Genomic DNA, 19256 nt, shown 5'->3' on the forward strand with positions numbered 1-19256 from the left:
AAAGTGCTGACGACAAGCATCCAAATAAGCATCCCGCAAAGATCGGCCCGCCTCTTGTACCTTTACCTGTTCGTATTTGGAATCAATCCGGATACCCTGTTCCGTAACTGAGAACGCAAATGGATAATCGCTCCAGACATACCGTCCCTTACTAGAGACCAATAGCGGAACAACCTGATTATTATTATTCTGAGAAGAAAGATCAAAAGATTCCATCGGCTGTATGTAAGGCATCTTTGAGCCCAAGGCCGTTACGCCGCCCCACCAATACTCACCATCCAACGATTTGATCTCCGTCACTTGCTGAGCTCCTATGAAATGACTTATCAGCAACAAAAATATAACCGCTTTACTTCTCATTTTTACTTAATTATTGAAATATTGCCAAGATAATATTTCTTATTCCCATCAGATTCATCATAAGGCAATTGATAAATAGGACTACCATTTCTATCTCCAACACTAACATATACTCTATATTCTTTTGGTAATAAGTTCATAGGTATTGTTAATACAACCATACAATTTTGGATTTTCCCTAATCTCGTATTAGGGCCTGGTTTCAAGTCTTTAACATTGAATCTAATATTTGTCCCTTGACAGACTACATTTCCTTTGGTATCCAACAAAGAAATACTAACGTAACCACCTTTATAACAAGGTGCTACTGCTGCATTTCTCCAGTCTAAGTCAAATACAACTTGGTTACCAATTGTAACAGCTTTGGGCCATTTGGCCTTAACTAACTGTAATCTATAGCCTATCCGTAAATTAGCTTCATGAATACACTTTTGTCTTTCTTTCCAAAAATCATCTGCCCAACCATGAACCGATACCCAACTAGCATGATACTCTTCTATTGTTGCCAACAATGCTATATCACTCCAAGTTGGGTAAGTTTTAGCCCATGGATTTTTCTTTCCTTTAATATTATCATAATGGCAAGTCTCAATAATCGTCGGCATGGTTGGCCAATATAGATCATACGAAACTTGTGTAGGAAATAATTTTTCATGCCACATAACACTGTCGTCTCGTATTGAAATCCCTTTTGACCGGGCATATGCACAAACATCTGGACCCATATCATCACTAACGACTAACAAGCTATTTTTGAAATGTTTTAGATAAAGATCAATATGTTTTATGCGTACCTCATCAGGACAGTCATGATGTCCTTCTCCCCAAATACCAATAGAACCAACATCGATATAGGCAACATATTCTTTACCATCGTAACGTTTGGCAAATTCACCTAAAAAATGGTCTAAGGCTTCTAAGAATATGGGATTATCTGGTTCATAACCACATTTAACCCACTCTGGAGTTGCTCCGTCATATCCTTCTAGTGCCGTTAATCTAAAACATATTTGTTTACCTGCAGCAATCCAATATTTGGCTGAATTGTCTATTAATTCCCAATGAAATTCCCCTTTCTTTGGTTCAATATGGCCCCATGCTATTCGGTAATATGCCGTTGTCATCCCAGGCCAATAATCAAATGTTTCATTGTCAGGAAAACGAGTGCCATACTTTTCTAAACAATTGTCGTACTTGTAATAATACCATCCCATATTGGGATTATTAAGACCTTTTTGATTATCTTTCGGATAAATTGTTATGTATTCTATATCTTGTGCCTTGAAAGTTGTACAATGTAAAAGAAATAAAGAGACTAAACAAACTTTTACCCACAGTACATTCAACGTTCTTTTAAATGAAATATTCATATAGCTATATATTTAGTAATCAAAAAATCATTGTATGTTTATTTTACCAACTACGTACCATCCATTGATCATTTCTGCTTTATCAATGGCTAAATTGATAGCAGGAGTCCAATTTTTATTTTTGTCAGTCATAGCAACTCCCAAAATATATTCTCCAGGGACAATCTTGTCTATAGAGAATTTAAAATCATAAGAATGTTTTTGGTTTGATAACCAAATAGATGGTTCTGCATTTAAATCTACAAAGGTTTTTATCACGTTTCCTCCTTTATCTATAAAGGCAAAAGCAGGTTTATATTTATATCCCCAATTTTTTACGTTATTTGGTAAATAACCGTTTCCTCGATTTATCCATGTATGTTGAATGATAATACTATCATTTTGACAAACTTTTTGTGGATATGCAATCTGGGTAGGATAAATTCGATATCCACCTTTTATGCAAAAATCCATTACTAAGTCCTTTGCTTTTGTTGTCCAGCCTGTAGTTTCTGGTATTTCGCGTAAATCTAGTGTGTTAAAATGTCCTCTTAATGCATGTTCATATGTCAGTTCATAAACGTCTCTCCATGTTTTTAATTTATATTTCTGGTCTGAAGCAAACGGTTTACATTCGTCAGAACAACTTCCCCACCAACATGATTCTCCTATGAATAAGGTTTTTCCATACAGATCTTGGGTAATATGCTGTTCTTGTTCTGAAAACCACATGCTTCCTAAACCATCTCTTCTTATGGAATATCCTTTTCTATCAATTGCTATTTCTTTTTCTGCAGTAAAACCAACTTGACTACCAAATGGTAAAACTAATAGTACTTGGTGGAAATTGTCTGAATAGATACTCGTGATCTTATCAAAAACTGTTTCTAATGAGATTTTATCATTGGATAACTGGATATGATGACATTCTCCCCACCAACCAATGTTATATGCATCAATAAAATCAACGATATCAGGGTTATCATATTCCTTAGCAAAGGCCTGGACAAATTTCTCTAATTTGTCTAAAAAGATAGGATCATCAGGATACGGTGTCCATAATTGCTTTCCGCCTAATCCTGTGACCATGTATCCTTTTGCTCCTGCTTTCCTTACATAATCGGGAGTACTTTGTGAAAGATTATCTTGACTGTTATTATAAATTCTAAAACATAATTTTAAACCTCTATCTAAGGCTCCTTTAATCAACTTCTTATAATTTTCATTATATATCCATGCATATTTACCTTCTTCTGGTTCCATTTCTGACCAACGCCATCTTATGTAAAAAAATGAAGCATATTTTTTTGAAGCTTCATCTTGCATTTTCCAATAAAGATCAGCATTTTGAACAGAATCATTGGCATCATCATAAACACCCCATCCCATACAAGGATTTTTTAAGATGCTCAACGTGTCTTCTTTAAACTCAATATTAGTGATAATTTTCTTTTGTTCTGTACAAGAGAATAAAAGAATCATAGCTAATAATAAATATGTATGTTTCATAATAAATGTAATTAAATAGGTGCGTTAATAAGCGATAGGGCTGTCTAAGTCCTATCGCTTTTGATACTTATTTAGTATCCTGGATTTTGTTCAATTTGCCCTTTCCCTTCATTGATTACACTCTGAGGCAATGGAATACGTTCATAATTTTCATTTACAAGAGTTGTTTGTCCTGCAACTTGGCACTTATGTTTAATAGCTTCAACATAAGAATCATCTCGGATTAGATCTTGGCGACGACAACCTTCAAAAAATAATTCATGTCCTCTTTCTAATAATAATTTATCCAAGAAATCCCGAGTATCTGTGAAATCTGATTTTTTATATTCCGAGAGACCAGCTCTTTTTCTTATTGCATTAAACCAATACAGAGCCTCATCTGTAATTATATTTTGATTACGAACCATTGCTTCGGCATATAATGTGACAGCATCGGCATAACGATAAATAATATAATCTGTTTCACTATCTTCTCCCAAAGTACCAGAAAAATCATAACAGTCATATTTACAGGGTATTGCCCCGTAATATAATAACTTGTCACTGGATACTTTATCATTTTCTTCACTATGTACTGTACCATCTACACCTGTGTAAGAATATATAATGGTCTCTAAACGTTTATCTCCTGGTTCAAATGTGTCAAAAAAATCCCAGGAGATTTTCCAACCATTCCACTTTGTTAAAGTTTCTGTACCTGGGAAATCATTAGGTAATACGTGAGGATGCCATTTATGAACTTGAGTTCCTCTTAAGCAATTTACCGCCCAAATTGTTTCTGTATTCTTTTCATTGGCCAATTTAAAAATACTAGTATAATCCGGTTCTAACTTATAGCCGTATTCTGATTTAGTAAGTTCTTTTCCTAATGCTTCTGCTTTAGCCCATTGTTTTGTCTGCATATAAAATTTTAACAGAACCATATTACAAAGTCCTTTAGTAAAGCGACCATAATTTTCATTATCTTTAGCATAACTATAAGGTAGATTAGACGCAGCTTCTGTCAGTTCTGTTACTATGAAATTTTGCATTTCTTCTTCCGATAAGCGCGGTATAATTTTTTCTTCCAAAGGATTTTTTAGAGTTTCAATATCAGCAATCGGTATAGGCCCATATAAATCCCACATACAAAAAGCTAACCACCCTCTAGCACAATGTAGTTCTGCTAAATATCTAGTCTTTAACTCTTCAGATAAATCCATATTTTCTATACGGTCTATTGTCATAGTCATTTTCCCCATATATTTCGCCCAACGCCAATGATTGTCATTGTAACCGTTACCCACAGTCCAACGATTGTATAAAATTGGTTCCCAACCTCTCCAAGTACATTCTCCATAATCAGACATTAAGTCTGAAACAATTAATACTCCTGTAGCAACATTAAACATTCCATCATACCCATTATTCATAAACACACTGTATGCATTTCCTGTAACTAATGCTTCTGCATCAGACTCTGTTGTTGGGAATATGCTTCCATTAATAGAATCATATACTTCCGATTCTAAAGCACAGCTAGTCAGTTCAAATAAAGAAATGACTAATAAAATACATATTTTTATTTTCTTCATATTTTCTTTAAATTAAAATGTTATATCTACACCAAAACTAAAACTCGTCACATTCGGATAAGAATATTGGTTCCCTTCTGTTTCAGGATCCAATCCGCTCCAGTTTGTTATAACAAATGGATTATTTACATCCGCATATACCCGAATATTGTTTAATATACTCTTTGAAATAGGTATTGTATATCCTAATGTTATATTGCGACAACGGATATAAGAAATTTTCTTATAGAAAAAGTCTCCTGCTCCGTGATCTCCTGAACTTAATATATTAGGATATAAAGAGTTCTGATTATCATGTGTCCATGTATCCATAAAGCCTTTTGAAGAATTTCTACCTTGGGTTAAACCATATCCCATTGTTGCCCAAGATTCATAATAACTAGCTCCTCGAAGGCGATTTACTTCTCCATAAAGATAAATATTAAAATCAAAGTTCTTATAACGAAGGGTATTGTTAAATCCAAAAATAAAAGCCGGGTCTTCTGATCCTAGACAAACTTTATCTTCATCATTTAATAAACCATCTCCGTTCTGATCAATTAATTTTACCTGTCCAGGTAACAGTGCTGCTTGATGTGCAGGTGCTTTTTCTCCAGGTTGTAATAATCCATCAGAAACATATGAAAAAATAGGACGTATATAATCATCTACTTTCTCATAAGCTGCAGGTTTCCAATTTGGATCTCGTTCTTTCCATCGGTCACGATACAAGGACAATGTAGCATCTGTAGACCAAGTCCAATCGGCTGTTGTAATATTCAATGTATTTAGTGAAAATTCAAATCCCTGGCTTTTTGTTTCTCCTATATTAGAAGCAATACTCGATATCTCATTATAAGATGGTAAGGATTTATTAGAAACTAATAAGTCCGAAATAGTTCGATTGAAATATTCTAAAGTTGTTGATATTCTATTTGACAAGAAACCTAAGTCCAAACCAATATTGTATTCAGAAGTTGTCTCCCAAGTTAACATCGGATTACCTAATTGAGATGCATAAACTCCGGTATAAGAGGTGTTTCCGAATACATTGTTATAGCCTGTATAATATAAATCTAATGTTCGGTTACCTACATTGGAGTTACCTGTTTGACCATAACTGAATCTTAACTTTCCGTTTGATAAGATATCATTAAATGACTGCATAAAGGATTCGTCACTAAAACGCCATCCAGCTGATACTGAAGGGAAATATCCCCAACGATTATTAGGGTCGAAATTTGAAGCTCCATCAGCACGCAAAGTTACAGTCAGCAGATAACGACCTAGATAAGAATAATTAATACGTCCAAAATAAGAACCCAGAGCTGATTTAGAGGCACTGGAACCAACAGAAGGCTTTGGATAATTTCCTGCCCCTAAATTATTGTATAAGAATGAATCAATTAAGAAATCTCTGTTACCTGCAGATACATCTTCGTAATTAAATTGTTGATATGAATATCCCAATAAAGCAGTCAAACTGTGATCTCCAAAATCTTTCGAATAAGTAGCTGTCAAGTCCATCAGATAGTCATTCCTATCAGATTGATTGATATTGGCTTGGCCATTTGCTTGTAAACCATACATTGTTGTTTTAGGAAGATAAACTTTACGTTTCTCATACTGACGGTCTATTCCTAAATTGGCCTTTAAAATTAATCCTTTTATAGGTTCTACTTGCAAATAACTAGAAGCTAAAAGTCTTTCTTTTGTAGTATTATCTGTAATATCTAGTAAAGAAACAGGATTTGGGACTTGTGTGAAGTATGGATTTACAGAATAATTTCCATTTTCGTCATAAATTGGTAAATTGGGATTAAACATAGCTGCCGCAGATAAAATCCCGGCATTTTCAAATTCTCCTGCTCCTAAAGGAACATTATCTAATGTATTACGGTTCAGATTTAAAGTTATACCTGCTTTAACGTATTTAGAAATTTGTTGATCCAAATTTATCTTACCTGTAAAGCGTTCCATATTATTATTTTTTACAACACCAGCTTGTTTCATATAACTTAGAGATGCCATGTATTGAGTTGTTTCTGTTCCTCCATTTACTGAAACGTTATGTGATTGCATCATCCCTGTTCTTGTAACAGCATCAAACCAGTCTGTATTTTGGGCATTAGCGATATCAGATTCGCTGTAGGTTGGTACATATTCTGGTGCTATATGATCTTCTCCTACTGAAACATATCCTTTATAAACATCTAATCCATTAGATTTTAAATAATCTTCATATGTGTAGCGATTAAATTGTTGCATGTATTCTGCTCCAGTTAATGATTGATAACCATTTTTTATGTTTTGGATTGATATATTACCTGAATATCGAACTTGAGCTTTTTGTGTTTTTCCTCGTTTTGTTGTAACTATGATCACACCATGGCCGGCTCTTGATCCATATATTGCAGTTGAACTTGCATCTTTTAAAACTTCAATGGATTCGATATCATTGGGATTCAAAGAAGCCAAAACATTGTCTGTAGAACCTGCATCATATCTTGTTCCTGATCCTAAAGAGCTTCCTGAGGAAACTGGAAATCCATCGATAATGATCAACGGATCATTTCCGGCTCCTGTAGATGCAGCACCACGTATTCTAAAAGTCGCTCCACCACCAACTTGTGCACTATTTTGTGTTACTTGTAAGCCTGAAGCTTTACCTGCTAAAGCATGGCTGACAGTTGTGAATGTATTAACCGGAGTATCATCCATTTTGACAGAAGAAACAGCTCCTGTTAAATCTCTCTTCTTCTGTGTGCCATATCCCACAACTACCAACTCATCCAAAGCTTCTGCATCTTCTTTTAATGCGATTGACAGTTTACTTTGGTTCCCAACTTTGATCTCTTGGTTAGCAAATCCAATATAAGAAACAACGAGTATAGCATCTTTGTCTGCTTCCAAAGAGAAGTTACCATCCATATCGGTAATGGTTCCGTTGGTAGTTCCTTTAACCATGATATTCGCGCCGATAACAGGCATACCGGTCGGATCAACAACTGTTCCTGTTATGACCTTAGACTGTTGGATACCATCTATAGCTGTATTTTGGGCCAGGTCTTTTCGACTTAATACGATTTGCTTATCGGCAATTCGATAAATCACATCGGTCCCTTTGAAAAGATTCTGAAGGACAGACTCAATATTTTCGGCATCTACATCAACCGATACACGGCGGTCTACGTTAATTAATTTGTTGTTATATAAGAAATAGAATTCTGATTTTGCTTCTATTTCATTTAGTACTTCTTCAACGGTTGCATTATTCATTTCGATGGATATGCGTGCCGATTGAGAGTATGATGCTTCAGCGTTGGCTTGAAACAAAAATCCCGCTAATAGAATTGAAGTAATTCGCATACGCATGGGAATTTTAGGTAGTAAGTCAAATGATGGCTTAATACTTTTGATAGTTAATAATTTCTTCATAAATTCACAATGGAATAATTAGGTTAAACACTTAGATTATTTCGGATGACTTTTGAAAGGTGAGATGTTCGACAAGTCATTCTTTGTAATTGGAGGTAGGGAAATCTGTGAAGATTTTCCTGCCTTTCTTTGTTTAAGGATCTTTTTTTCTTCATGGCTACTTAATATTTAAGTTAACACTCTTTTATCTATTCATTTTATAGACGAATGCCTATTTGAGATACCCTATGAAGAAAAATGATTTTTTCAATAAATTTTCAATATTTATTTCTATTGAAATAGGATCTATATGGTTCTTTAAAATAAAAAATCTCTTTATCGTTTGTGAATGATCACTTTCTTTCGTGTAAAAGCCAAATCGCTCTGTTGTTGAGGTTCAATGATTTCGCACCGGATAGGAGCTGTTTTCTCTAGTAGAGAAAGAATCTCTGCTAGTGTCTCCGTTGTAAATGTGGCTGAATACGTATAATCAAAAATTTCTTTTCCTTGTAACTGAATGTTTACATTGAAATGGCGTGAAAGTTGTTTGGCTATTTCTTCCATAGGTGTACGGCGGAATACGAGTTTACCGTCTTTCCATGCTGTTTCTACAAGTAAGTTGGCTTTCCGAACTTGCATTTGTTGGGTATGTCGGGAGTAAACTGCTTGTTCCCCGGGTATTAATTCTTGACTGGCAGGCTGATTGATTTGGTCTATTTGGATATAGCCTTCTGCCAGTGTTGCTTTGATATCGGGTTCTTCAGCGTAGGCTTGTACATTGAATTCTGTTCCATAAGCACTTACGGTAATACCATCGGATGTTTGTACATCAAAACGATGATCTTTATCTGATTTTACTTTAAAGAAAGCTTCTCCGGAAAGTATAACCTGGCGTTTATCTTCAGTAAAATGTTCGGGATATGATAACGTGGATCCTGAATTCAACCAAACTTCAGAGCCATCTGATAGTGTAATTTTAGTTCTTACGCCATAAGCGGTTGTTGTCTCTAATAATCCAACGGGCTTGGACTTTAATGTGTTTGTCTGATAGTACAAGTATGCTGAAAGACCTAGTAACGGAAGCAATAGGATGGCTGCAATATTGCGTATCCATATCAGTAGTTGACTTTTCTGCTTGTGGTGGTGCATACGTGCATGGAGTTGATGCCAGTTTTTTTCTACATCAATTCCTTTCTGCATGACAAGACGATCAACTAATTCTAATACGGGCTGTACATCATCATCTGCTTTATGTTCATATTTTTCTTCGAACTTCTTATCCATACATTGTACCTTATTTTATATATAGACGTATTTCATACCTCTTTACCCTAACCAATGAGGGTATAGAATCAGTAATATGGGTAAATAATCCTTTAACTCAATTCGTAAGAACTTGAGAGCTCGTGTCATATAGGCTTCGACTGTTTTTACGGAAATTTGTTTTTCTTCTGCGATTTCCACATACGTTTTGCCGTCGAAACGATTCATTCGGAATGTCGAAGCTATTTGCTCCGGCAGTTTATCAAGAGCTTGGTTTAATAATGATTCCAGTTCTTGAGTGGTATATAAATCCTCATATTCTTCTTCTGTATCTTCTTCTAATCTTTTTTCAATCCATCGTTTCTCAATTTCTTGTTTGCGAATTAAATCAAGACAAGCATTCCGGACACTGGTGATAAGAAAATTTCGGGCAGAAATCTGTATATCCAGATCTTTCCTGTTTTTCCAAATACGATAAAATGTTTCCTGAACAATGTCTTCGCATGTTTCCATCTCTTCCAGATACCGATGGGCAAATACACATAGAGGAGCAAAGAAGTCATAAAACAGAATACGAAAAGCTTCTTCATCGTCTTGAAGAGACACTTTCCGGAAAAGCATATCTGTTTTATCTATCTGTATTTTATTACCCATCTTCAGTTTTGCCAAGACTATTAATCTCAGTACTGGCACGACTTATTTCAATACTTGAACTTTCCCTTTCTTTCTACTTATCATATTACCCATTTTCAATCTAAAAATGACTGAAACCAATAGTAAATAGGGATAAATATCCTGTCAAGTCTTAAAAATTTTATCGCAGGATTTATAAAAATCATAAATCTGCCTTAGTTGTGCCAGAACTTTGTTCTATTGTTATAAATCTTGACAAATATATAAATTTTTTATAGAAAAAGCTATGCTTTCAATTTATGCTAATCTTTTTCCAGAAACACGCCGGCTTTTGATAAATTCCCGGCATATTTTGATCAAAAGCCGGCGTGTTTTTCTATCATCTCAGGACCACTGATAATGAGACTTCTTTTTGCGAACGAAAGACTGTGAGTGTAATCTTATCTCCTGCCTTATGCTCTTTTAAAGCTTCTTTGAATTCTTGGGTCGTGTTGGTGGGTTGATTATTGACTTTCAGAATCACATCGTTTGTTTTTAGCTGCGTGTGTATACTTTCCAACGGATTGACAGAAAGGACATAGACTCCACGTTCTGAATCCATTCCGGTAGCTGAACGTTCTCCCAGCGTAGTCAGATTTTTGATTTCTACACCTTGCCATACTTCTATTGGTGCTTCAGAGTTACTGCGGGAAACTATGGGCGCAGGCATTTCCGGTTGGTGGGCAATAGATTTCAACCGAGGAGATTGTACTCCGAATTCATCCATGGGGAAATTGTGAAATCCACCTTTTACTACAGTTTCTGCATCGTCGGATAAGGTGAAATCTCCAGTTGATGGATTGGCAAAGACGACTTCGCAGACCAATGAATGTGTGTCTGTTCCATTCTTTTGGGCAGTCAGTAATGCTGTGGAATCGGTAAAGATGTTGTAATCTGTCATCAATCCCCATTGACGCACTTGAATAGGTTTGTAATCCGTCATGACAATATTACGGGTAAAGACGTCTCCACTTTGCAGGAACCAGACGTGCGGATGGAAAGAGTTGTTGACCATGATATTATTCTCCACGATACGATAGAATCCTTCGCGTAACTTGATACCTCCATTCAGACACAGGTTATTGTAAATATGATAATTGGAAGAACCGTCGTCCAAATCGATATCCCAACCCCGGTCGCAACGGAAGCGGTTGTGACGGATGGTTGTTGTCTTGACAGCATCCAATAGGATCAGTTCCGGATGGTTGGCTGTCATTTCTTCCATCGTCTTATAGTCCGGATGCCAGAAACGGTCTCTTCCCCACGAATTGAAAGAACCATGATCTCCGGTTTCCTTCACGGTGTCGAATATATCATTGTATTCAATGATGTGTCCGCCCCAGGTTCCTTCGCTTACATTGATTCCGGCACGCGGAGTATCGTAAATGCTGTTGTGAGAAACGGTGATCGACTGGCACATAGACAGTTCAATCCCGGTGATTTGTTTTTCAAACAGACCGATTTTGTGGATCAGATTATCTTTAACCAGACAATCGGCCGGATAATTGTTCCCTTTCGGACCTTTCTTCCGATCCAGCTGATCGAAAGGCACAAACTGACTGTATTCAAAACTGGGTGAACGTACACATTGCGGATCTCCTACAAAACAGATAGCACTGGCTCCTATATTCGTGAAGTGAGAACCGGAGACTTCAGCGTCCCGATTGTATTTGGAGAAGAATACGGCATTACCACCTAAGTTATAAAGATCACAATCCGATAATGAACAATGCTCTGTACCTTCCATAAAGATAGCAGCTCCCCGATAGATGGTCCAGTCAGAACGTAACAAAGGTTCGTAGGCTTCCATAAAGGTGCGTACTGTTTGAGTTAGCTGCAATCCTTCCAAGTGAATATTGGCAGCCGGTTCGGAAGCAGTTCCCCGGATCTCAAACAGATGTTTCAGTTGGGGAGTTTCTACGACAGCCTGTTCCATATTCTCTCCTGGCATAGGATAATAATAAAGCCGTTTCTTCTCTGCGTCAAAGAACCATTCTCCGGGAGCATCCAGTTCTTCGAAGATGTTCTCGACCATACGATTGTCCGGATGTAACCCGGACTGGCGGTTATTTTGCCATCCACCTTCCAACGTGAGCTGGTTCTTGTTGTCTTTTCCGGTAATTCGGTAATGAAAGTCGCCCCAGTCGCTCCGGTGCATGGCATGTAAGTATCCGGTTTCCGGATGTTTCCACTGTTTTACCCGTGAAGGAGCGGTGGCTTCAGCGGATGTTCCGTTGAAACGGATTGCCTGTTCATCATAATTCGGGTAACGAGCCATGTGTCGGATTTCTCCATTTACTAACAGCATATCCATTAGGACCGGATCTGTTATTGGGGCTTGCATGATACCTTTCTTGTAAGGTTTCCAATCCAAATCCAATTCCTGTCCTCCGCTGATCACTACTTTTTCTCCCGGATACGAACGAATATTCAACGTCTTGCTCTGATTACCGTCTGCCGTTGTCAGTACGATGGTTTTCTGCAACCGATAAGTTCCTTCCCGCAGGAATAAGGTTACTTCTCCTGATGCTTTCCGGGCTTCTTCCAACGCTTTTTCCAGAGAAGCAAAAGGCGCTTCTACAGAACCCGCATTGCTGTCTTTTCCTTCAACAGATATAAAGTATTCGGTTTGGGCATAGACACCAAACGAACTTAGCCAGAAGCAGACAGCACTTATTAATTTACTTGTTTTCATAACGGATACTTATTTCTTTTTTTCCAGTTTGATTAAACATCCGCCTCCCGACAACAATTCCTGCTCGAATGTCTGATTCTGGCGGCGTGTTATGGTCTTTATCTCTATCTTCTTCCGGTTACCGGGAGCATCATAGGCTACTTCCAAGGTATATTTTCCTTTCGGTAAGAAGTCCAATGAGCAGGAGAATTGTCTGGCTTTTTCTCCGTTCAATACACTGATATACCAAACGTCTCCTTTTCGTCGGGCCAATGCTGCCAATTGTCCGATTTCACTTTCCGGAAGTACGAAGGTTTCATCCCATGTTACAGGTACTTCTTCAATGAATTTCCGTCCCGGGCAATTCAGCATGTCTTCCATATCGGCTGCGAAAATCAACATCGGAGAAGTAAACATGTAAATAGATGCCAGTTGATGTGCAAATGTGATGGATGGCGGACAAAAGTCCCGGAAATTTAAAGGAGTATAATCGGCCGGACCTGCCAACCAGCGGGTAAAAGGTAAGACCGTATTATGATAAGGCCATGCCGGACCCGGAGCCCAACTGTCTTCTCCTCCAACACATTCCAACCCTCTGACAGCCTCTTTGGCTAATAAATTAGGATAGGTATACGAATCTCCTGTCGGCTTGTTTACACCGTGGAAGATAACCATCAATTTTTCCCGGGCTGCTGCTTTTAGGATGTCTTCCATCAATTGTGCGGTAAATAGATTTTCTGTATGGAAGAAGTCGATCTTCAAACCTTTTACGCCTACTTCCGCACATTTCTTCATAAAGGCGGCTCTTTCTTCCGGATCTACTAACCCGATATCTGTTTTATTGCCTGAACGGGGAGACGAAGAACGCCAAACCCAAATATTGACATTCCGTTCGCGGGCATAATCAACCAGTTCTTTCAACATGGCCCATTTGTCTCGTCCTTGTGCTTGTTTTTCTGTTTCGGCCCATAGTTCCCAGCCGTCGTCTACTACGACCGATTCAATTCCCAGCTCCGAACATCCATCTACATATTTCTTATGGTTGGCAACGCTCAAACGATCCTTGCCTTCAACCAACCAGGTAAAGGAAGCTCGTCCGGGTTTGATCCATTCGGTATCTGCACCTTGGGGGAAAAGTGTTTTATCTGGTTGATCACATACACGGGAAAGTATCCGGTTATTGACCAGTCCGTTCAGATCTTTCGCCAACATCAAGACACGCCAAGGAGTTACAATCTCATTTTCTCCTTCTTTCGGAGAGACAATCCAGGGAACATTACGAACCACTTCATGCCAGTATTTAGTTGGTGGTAATCCGGTAATGACTCCGGTTTCCAAATGCCCTTTATTGTCTGCATAGCCAAATTGAACCTGATTGGGAGCTGTACCATACAGAACGGCTCCATGGAAATTGAATAGATTTGCTTCGGTGATGGCTGCATAAATACCTTGGGGCGTCAGGAATGTAGCCGGAGGTGCTAACAATTCCCCAGTCAGTTGATCTGTTTTACGCTCTTGATAAGCTTGGATCCAACCGTATTGGAACGGACCGCTGGCGTACCAGGTGCGTGTCTGGGAAGGAAAAGTAAACGAAGTCGCTTCTCCATAGATACATTTAGGACCCTTGGCCGGTATCCGGTAGCGGAAGGCTACTCCATCATCAAATTCTTGTAATTCCACGTGGAACATCGTCTGTCCCTGTCGTTGGACTACATATGTTTTTATACCTTCTTGGGTTGTATTGGTCGCGGGTTTAAAGGTTACATCTTTTCCTAACCATTGATTGTCCACATTCAATCCCAAGGGAGAAGGTGATATAACCAACTGATCTTCATAACGAACTTCATAAGATAAATCCTGATTGTTCAACAAAAGATTCATCCGTGCTTTTTGTGCCCAGCCGGCTTCTGTGCTCATGCCCAGCAACAAACATAAACCTACATATATCCGTTTCATATCTATTTTTTTAGTGTTCCCATTGATAAGATTTTTAAGTTGGTGAGGCTTTATCCAAGCAGGTAAAAACTATTCAGCGGAATACGGATTTAGGTACCAGGGAGTATAAATCCCGTTACAAATTAATTTTTTGACATCTGTCGAAAAGCTTTACTACATATATGGAAAAGCTTTTTGACAAATGTGCTAAAGCTTTTCGACGGATGTGCTAAAGCTACGTTCTTACTGGTAAACATCTCGTAATATACGATGTAAACCTTCCGATATCCGCTGAACGGTTGTATTTGTTTACTCGATTACAAACCAAGTATATCCTTTGGCAGGGATTGTTACCGTCAGTTTCACTTTACTGTTACAATCCAGCGAGTAGGCTTTTGCCTGACCTTCCTGTTCCCGAATCATGGCCTGTTGTTTTAATCCGGTATAATATAAAGGCAATTCAATCTGTCGGGTTATCTCCTGATCTGTCGGATTGAAGAACATGGCTAAGCCTTTCTCTTTTCCTTTCGGATCGACATGCATCAGTCCGTCCCAGTCGCGGGCATCGGGTTTACGTAAATGGATGATGTCGCTATTCAGGATACGGCGATATTTCTTATACCACTGGATGATTTCCGTTACAACTTGTTTGGTTTCCGGTGTATCATACAATCGGGGACCACGGTAACAAGCTTGTACTCCGGCTCCATAATTCTGGAACATCAATGTCTTATACTCATACAAATGCTCATGCAATGGTTCCAAAGTAGCTGCTTTGCCACCGCCATGATATTCTACCAAAGGAACAAAGCTCCATAAAGAAGAAGGGATACGTTCCCAGGTACAATCATAATTCAACTGGCGTGTATGAATCAGCTGGCGGTCACGAGGTAAAGACCAGTTTACTTCCCGATACCCAATACTCGTTTTAGTCGAACCGTTCAAGAAATAGAAGTCGGGTACATTCAGGTAAATGCCGTTCTCACACATCCAGTGATACAGGTCGGTTATCTTATAAAACTGGTTCCATTGTGAATCATTCAAGCCTTTATGATGGCTGTGTGTTGTTGAGGCACAAACATCTCCCGGATAAGAACCGTCGTGTTCAAAGCAACGCATGCCTGTCTTCTCAAAGAAAGTCTTGATCTTATTGAAGTATTCATATCCCCAGTCGCTACACAGACAAGGCGAACTTCCGAAGCGCATACCACCTCGTTTACCGGTTTTCGGGTTGATGACATCGACTTCATCACTGATCCAACGGCTGGCCAGTAATGAATAGCAACCCATTTCGATACCTTTGCTGCGGGCATAATCAACCAGTTCCTTGAATTTGGCAATGTTTTCTTCCGAAATGTCTTCGGCATTGGCTCCCGAACCGAAGCTTAGGATAATCATTTCGTATCCAGTTTCCGCACATTGATCTACGGCAGTCCGGACAACAGCCGGATCACTGGATGTCAGATGCATGAAAATCGGGTTTTCCGTTGTCCAAGGAGCAATTGTCTTGTAGAAATGACGGGTAAACAATCCTTTTCGTTCCCGGTCAAAGCTGTCAAAAGGCATCTCATAAACCCGGAACGAACTGAATTTCCCTTTTCCCGGTATCAGTTGATCCGGTCCGATTTGTGGAGATACGTCCAAGATACAAGGAGTTTCCAACGGATAATTCCGTTGTGAAGTATATTCCGGATCTTCTACCCATTTTTCGGTAATATCTGTATCCCGTTCCGTAAATGTTCCTTTGCAATTATAATCACTTTCGATATGGATGTTCGGCAATAAGAATTTGGAAGGATCACCATCGCTGGGCGACTCCGGTTCGGCAAAGGCCAGATATTCTAGTTTGAAATGATCTACATTGATTGGTAAAGAAGAACCGTTCTCTACTTCAAACCATTTCCGGATGACCGGAATATGATCATAAATGGCGAAGTGCAGCTTTAATGTAACCGAACTCAATTCTTTATCTCCTCGTAAAGTAAAGACAAGCTCCTGCCCTGTCGGCATTTCCTTATTCAAAGCCCAGCGGCTTCTTGCCCATCGGATTGTTTCTTCGATCGGTTTGATTTCAAAGTCTTCTACTAGGAATGATTCTGGAATCGTATGCAGATCGTCCAGCCATTCATTCTTCAGATAACCTCTTTCGGGTTGTCCGGCTAAGCCACCGATACTCCATTTCTTACCATCAATCCAAATATAACCTTCATTGCTGACTGCCCGAAGCAGACTTTCTCCCAGCATCCGGTTGGTATAATCTACGGTTGCCAGGTTTGGGAAGACGCGGAAAGTACGGGAAACCATTTCATTGGCGATAACAATCCCTTTCCCATCGGGCGTACGATAAATACCCGACTTTGATTTCTCGGGAGTGAGCAGCCAGTCAAAGTCAGTCTGATCAGAAAGCAAAGCATTCCATATCGGCAGCTGACCGATCTTTTGCTGCAATTGTTTTACGACTGCTTCCTGTTGCTGAGGTCCTTCACCCAAAGCATTCGCATCTACTAATTCCGGTTTTTCTCCGGCATACGTTACTTGTGGATTGACCAGCAATACCTCGTCTCCACTTGCTCCGTCGGAAGTCGGATCAACGAACAACTCCAACAAACCTCCTTTCTCCAGATTGACATCTACGGTCTTAAATCCGTCTGACGACCGGAGTAATCCGCTGTTATAGATTTCTTTTCCATCCAGTTTCAACTGGACGATAACAGATCCTTTACCTATTTGATTGTCTGATCCCACAAGTCCTTTGAATTGTTTGGTATCTTGTTCTTGTGCGAACAAAAGCTTACAGCCGTCCACCAAAGGCTGGACTACAAGCGAAGGATCATTCGGTTTTACAGAAGAAGCTGTTACACCTACTTGGGCCGTAAAGCGAATCCCTTTTCCATCCAGTTTGATCTTGGCGATACTTTTAGCCTGCAATCCTAAAACATCAGTGCGTGTTTGTCCGTTAACGACTGCCGGTTCTCCTACAACCGTTTTTCCATTTACCACGCTTCCATATTCCTGCCAGATCTTTGATAAGTCCAGATCATTTAATCGGATGCTCTGCTGGCTGTATGCTTGCAAACAGAAAGCCAGTGCTCCTGCTATTATTAATTTCCCCCTCATTTCCTATTTCTTCTTTTTATTATCTATATTATTAGGCTTTATAATAAGATGAATAGACCAAAGCCTGCTAACTTTATTTCATGTCGTTCATGAATATCGAATGTTCTTTCTCCGGTTTATCTTCGCTCCAATAGCGGAAGTATTCGATTTGGAATTCACCTCCGTTGTCGGTATCGCTGGGTAAACCCCACCAAGAAGGAAAGGCTTCACTATCAAAGTTGATGGTTTCTGGTGAATGCCAGAAGTCATTCTTTCGCCGACGGATTTCCTTTCCGTCCACATACCAGACCAGTTCGTCTCTTGTCCATTTTAAACCTGCCACAAATGAACGCTCAGCCCACGGTATCTCACTCATAAATTCTACATGGTCATTGATCTGCAAATCATGAGTTTTGATAATATAGTGTGAGGTCGCAAAGTAGGTCTTTGGATAATTAGGTAATGAATCATGACGTCCACAGATTTCGAAGATATCAATTTCCTCCTGTTTGATGGAGTCCTGAACATACAGCCAAAATGCACTCGATAATGCGGAATCCATCGGTCTGCATTTGATTTCGAAGAAACCGTAAAGCACTTTCTTCTTACTTTGGACAGCTGCAGAAGTAAATGTATGATATCCTTCCGGAGCATTTAGAACTTGTTCCCGCTTCCCGGAAAGAATCAGCTGACCGTTTTCCACCCGTACATTCTCCCGTAGGAAGAGTGAAGGCTGTCGTCCGATCCAAGTTGGATTATGATCAAACCATTTCGTCGTATCTAAAGATGTGCCTTCAAATTCATCACTGATTTCTTCATTATAAGTCCAATGCTCAGTACCTATTGGAGCAACAGGAGCCGGAAATGCTGAATCTGTTTTTACGGAACAAGATGTATAAATACTTGCCAGCAAGCAAGCTATACCGGTTTTTACGGACATACATAATACAAGTCTTCTATTTTTCATGATCTTCGATTTTATGAATCGGTTCACAAACCGTGAATGCCATATTGAAACAAAATACAAAAAAAGGAATAATTTCCCTTTCTCTTTATAACAAAATAGAGGAATATTCAACTAATTCCGATATTTTATGGCTCTCTTTGACAACATGGACTTCAGATCTATCATGCAAAATAGGATAAGTAATAGAAAATCTCTGTTTAATCCTTATCTTCGAATACGACTTTTAGTGAATCGGATGAATAGTTGCTTAAAGATTCTGATGGACGGATTTCAACCGTTGTTTTACCATAGGGTTGAATTGGAGACAGCTTAGCTTTTCCCAATACTGTTTCTTCACCGTTCACATTACTTAACCCGTTGGCGGAATTAAATTGATAAAATAAATATGTATAAAAGGTTGTGCTTATCGCTGATTATTAGTAGATTAGAAGTGATCAAACTATTAATTTACAATAAAGCTA

10 protein-coding genes and 1 pseudogene are annotated in these 19256 nt (G+C 38.8%); all 11 read right to left on the bottom strand.

The features are described from left to right. Nucleotides 1-360, bottom strand: a pseudogene (locus MUN53_RS16480) (glycoside hydrolase); the annotation flags it as partial. A 2-nt stretch (nt 361-362) separates the two neighbouring features. After that, entirely contained in the window at nt 363-1730 is a 1368-nt protein-coding gene (locus MUN53_RS16485) for a DUF4832 domain-containing protein (RefSeq protein WP_243326507.1), read from the bottom strand. 27 nt (nt 1731-1757) lie between these two features. Then, complete coding sequence (locus MUN53_RS16490; RefSeq protein ID WP_243326508.1) at nt 1758-3218, bottom strand: DUF4832 domain-containing protein; 1461 nt, start codon at nt 3216-3218, stop codon at nt 1758-1760. A 71-nt stretch (nt 3219-3289) separates the two neighbouring features. After that, nucleotides 3290-4792: a RagB/SusD family nutrient uptake outer membrane protein gene (locus MUN53_RS16495; protein WP_243326509.1), complete on the bottom strand. Its 1503-nt coding sequence runs from the start codon at nt 4790-4792 to the stop codon at nt 3290-3292. 12 nt (nt 4793-4804) lie between these two features. After that, entirely contained in the window at nt 4805-8140 is a 3336-nt protein-coding gene (locus MUN53_RS16500) for a TonB-dependent receptor (RefSeq protein WP_243326515.1), read from the bottom strand. A 384-nt stretch (nt 8141-8524) separates the two neighbouring features. Continuing rightward, nucleotides 8525-9472, bottom strand: a complete 948-nt coding sequence (locus MUN53_RS16505; protein ID WP_243326510.1) for a FecR family protein — start codon at nt 9470-9472, stop codon at nt 8525-8527. Between the two features lie 42 nt (nt 9473-9514). Next, nucleotides 9515-10120, bottom strand: coding sequence for an RNA polymerase sigma-70 factor (locus tag MUN53_RS16510; RefSeq protein WP_317236362.1), 606 nt, complete (start codon nt 10118-10120; stop codon nt 9515-9517). 343 nt (nt 10121-10463) lie between these two features. Further along, nucleotides 10464-12818, bottom strand: a complete 2355-nt coding sequence (locus tag MUN53_RS16515) for a PDZ domain-containing protein (protein WP_243326511.1) — start codon at nt 12816-12818, stop codon at nt 10464-10466. Between the two features lie 9 nt (nt 12819-12827). Beyond that, nucleotides 12828-14753 (bottom strand): glycoside hydrolase family 97 protein, encoded by a 1926-nt coding sequence (locus MUN53_RS16520; protein ID WP_243326512.1) that lies wholly within the window; start codon nt 14751-14753, stop codon nt 12828-12830. A gap of 288 nt (nt 14754-15041) precedes the next feature. After that, nucleotides 15042-17849, bottom strand: coding sequence for an NPCBM/NEW2 domain-containing protein (locus MUN53_RS16525; RefSeq protein WP_243326513.1), 2808 nt, complete (start codon nt 17847-17849; stop codon nt 15042-15044). 73 nt (nt 17850-17922) lie between these two features. Beyond that, nucleotides 17923-18795, bottom strand: a complete 873-nt coding sequence (locus MUN53_RS16530; RefSeq protein ID WP_243326514.1) for a family 16 glycosylhydrolase — start codon at nt 18793-18795, stop codon at nt 17923-17925. Between the last annotated feature and the right edge of the window lie 461 nt (nt 18796-19256).

The organism is Parabacteroides faecalis, from assembly GCF_022809355.1.
GTDB lineage: Bacteria > Bacteroidota > Bacteroidia > Bacteroidales > Tannerellaceae > Parabacteroides > Parabacteroides faecalis.